Annotated in this window: 2 protein-coding genes; both read left to right on the top strand. The window is 69.5% G+C overall.

Annotated features, from left to right (window positions below; translation table 11 throughout):
- The first annotated feature begins 139 nt into the window (after positions 1-139).
- On the top strand, positions 140-1,648 hold the full coding sequence (locus Q4D18_RS11385; RefSeq protein ID WP_303128505.1) for a conjugal transfer protein TraC: 1,509 nt from the start codon (positions 140-142) through the stop codon (positions 1,646-1,648).
- On the top strand, positions 1,638-3,108 hold a 1,471-nt coding region (locus Q4D18_RS11380), incomplete at its 3' end, for a type IV secretory system conjugative DNA transfer family protein (protein WP_303128503.1). The genes Q4D18_RS11385 and Q4D18_RS11380, both read left to right, overlap by 11 nt.

Raw genomic sequence — 3,108 nt, 5'->3', positions numbered from 1 at the left:
CGTCCTCGGAGCTGGAGGCGGCGTCGAATGAGGTGCTGACGGCTGCGGTGACGGCCGGGTGTGAGCTGCGTCCGTTGTATCTGGAGCAGGATTCGGGGTTCATGGCGGCGGCGCTGCCGTTCGGGATGGTGAAGCTGTGATGGCGGGTAAGCAGTTCATGGTGGAGTTCATCGGCCCGGACAAGGACGAGGCGAAGCAGGCCCGGTCGGCGGCGCGTGCTCTGCGCAAGGAGCAGGCGAAGACCCGCGCGGCGGAGCGTAAGGCTGAGGAGCTGGAGAAGTTCCCGGAGCGCGAGTTCAGCGTGTGGGGTCCGGCCGGGGGGCAGAACCTGCGAGGGGCGAGGGTGCTGGCGCCGCGCCCGGTGCGGACGACGAGCCACACGGCTTCGACGGCGTACCCGTTCGTGGCCGGGCCGGGGATCGGTGCGGCGGGCCTGTATCTGGGGCGGGATCAGCATGGTGGTGGGGCGTTCTGCTTCGACCCGTGGAGCCTGTACGAGGCTGGGATCATCTCGGGGATGTCGATGATGCTGTTCGGTCAGGTCGGCACGGGCAAGTCGTCGTTGGCGAAGTCGTTGGCGGTGCGGCAGGTGCTGGCCGGGCGCAAGCTCTCGGTGGCCTCGGACAAGAAGGGCGAGTGGACCCGTGTGGTCAAGGGACTGGGCGGGGTGGTGATCCAGGTCGGGCCGGGTCTGGACACGCGCCTGAACCCGCTGGACCCGGGGGTGCGCCCTTCCACGGACGTGCAGGGGGAGCCGATGACCGACCGGGCCTGGGAGATGATGGTCCGGACTCGGCGCATGTCGATCCTGGTGACCCTGGCCCGGATCCTGACCGACCGGGACCTGACCAGCCCCGAGCACCATGTGCTCTCCGCCGCCCTGGACACCGCCGTGGAGACCGCCACGGAACAGGGCCGGGTGCCTGTCATCCCCGACGTGATCGCCGCGCTGGAGGCCCGCCGCGCGGATGCGGACGCCATGGCCGCCGAGGCGGCGTCGGTGATGATGATGACTCTGGCCCGTGTGTCCTCGGGCGATTTGGCCGGCATGTTCGACGGGGAGACGACGGCCACCCTGGACGCGGGCGCGCGGGCGACATCGATCGACACCTCCGCCCTGCGGGGGGCGTCCCCGGAGGCGGTGCGCGTGGTCAACGCCTGCGCCGGCGCCTGGACCGAGGCGATGATCACCACCCGCGACGGCGGGCAGCGGATCGTGATCTACGAGGAGGGCTGGGACAACATCTCCTCGGAGGCGGACCTGCGGCGCATGGTCGAGCAGTGGAAGCTGGCCCGCGCCTACGGCATCTTCAACATCCTCGTGCTGCACAAGATCGCGGACCTGGACATGGCCGGCGACCAGAATTCGAAGATGGCGGCCATGGCCAAGTCGCTGCTGGCCGACGCGGACGTGAAGGTCATCTACCGGCAGGACCGTTCGGCGCTGTCGGTGACGACCTCGGAGATGGAGCTCTCGGACCGGGAACGGTCCCTGGTGCGGTCCCTGCCCAAGGGCACGGGGCTGTGGCGGCTGGGGGATTCCTCGTTCGAGGTGAAGAACGAGCTGACGAACGCGGAGCTGCCGCTGTTCGACACGGACGAGCGGATGGACAAGAAGAAAGCTCTGGTGGCCGGTCATGAGGCGTGAGGACAACTCCGCGCTGCACGCGCTGGACGAGAAGGAGCGGATCGTCCTGTTCATCATGCTGCCGGTGATGGGCCTGTTCGCGGCCTACCTGGCGGCAGGGTTCCTGGCTGGGCGGGTGCACTGCGGGGCGCCGACCCGGCCGGTCTCGCTGTTCGCCACGCTGGGGTTCCTGGGGTCCGGGGACCCGGCGGCGTTCGGGGCCACGGCCTCGGGGTGCACGGCCACGAAGGCCGGGGTGATCGGTTGGCTGGTCGGGATGGGCGTGGTCGTGTTCGTGGCCGCCGTGGTGGGCGTGTCGGCCTGGGTGCGGTACCAGCAGTCGGAGAAGAAGTTCATCAAGGACCTGCGTCAGCGTGAGGGCCTGGCCCGTGGGGCGGAGATCGCCCGCGCGGTGGGCCGTCGGGCTGTGGTGAAGCGGGTGGGCAAGGTGCGTCCCTCGATCAAGAAGCCGAAGATCACTGACGGGGCGATGCGCCTGGGCAAGGCTGAGGGTGTGGAGGTGTACGCCTCCTACGAGGAGTCGCTGGTGCTGATCGGCCCGCCGCGCTCGGGCAAGGGCGTGCACCTGCTGATCGGGGCGATCCTGGACGCGCCGGGGCCGGTGATCACGACGAGCTCGCGCGCGGACAACCTGGGTGCGACGGCGGAGATGCGGCGGGCGAAGGGGCCGGTGGCGTTGTTCGACCCGCAGGGGCTGACCGGTCAGCCCTCGACGTTGAAGTGGTCCCCGATCACGGGGTGCCAGGAGCCGCGTGTGGCGAACCAGCGGGCCGCGTCCCTGATTGGTGCCTCCGGGCTGGGGTCTTCGTCCTCGAACGCGGAGTGGCAGGCGCCGGCGATCACGATCATGGAGTGTCTGCTGCACGCCGCGGCGCTGGGGGGCCGGACAGTCGATGACCTCATGCGCTGGGGCAACAACCCTGCCGAGGCGAAGGAGGCCGTGGCCATCCTCTCGGAGCACCCGCGTGCGGCCATGAACTGGAACCTGGTGCTCAAGGGCATCATCGAGGGCGACCCGAAGCTGCTGCAGTCGAAGTGGTTCGGTGTGGAGGGCGCGGTGAAGGGCCTGTCGGTGCCGGAGGTGCGTGATGTGCTGCGTCCGGGGGAGTTCGAGGAGGTCCTGGACATCGACAAGTTCCTGAAGGAGTCCGGGACGCTGTACATCGTGGGCACGAAGACAGGCGGGTCCAGTGCCGGTCCGTTCCTGATCGCCATGATGGATGCCATCACCGAGCGTGCCCGTGAGCTGGCGGCGAAGTCCCCGGGGAATCGGCTGGACCCGCCGCTGTCGCTGGTGCTGGACGAGATCGCGAACATTTCCGGGGCGTGGCCGGGGCTGACCCAGCTCATGGCCGATGGCGGCGGTGTGGGGATCAGCCCGTTCGCGGTGTTCCAGTCCCTGGCCCAGGCCCGCAACGAGTGGGGCGAGCAGCAGGCGCAGGCGCTGTTCGACGCGGCCA

Source organism: Micrococcus sp., assembly GCF_030523875.1.
Lineage (GTDB): Bacteria > Actinomycetota > Actinomycetes > Actinomycetales > Micrococcaceae > Micrococcus.
This window is presented reverse-complemented; position numbering and strand designations above follow the sequence as displayed.

Excerpts from the sequence above, each read along its gene's own strand:
- Q4D18_RS11385 (WP_303128505.1), top strand. The coding sequence starts at position 140 with ATGGCGGGTAAGCAGTTCATGGTGGAGTTCATCGGCCCGGACAAGGAC.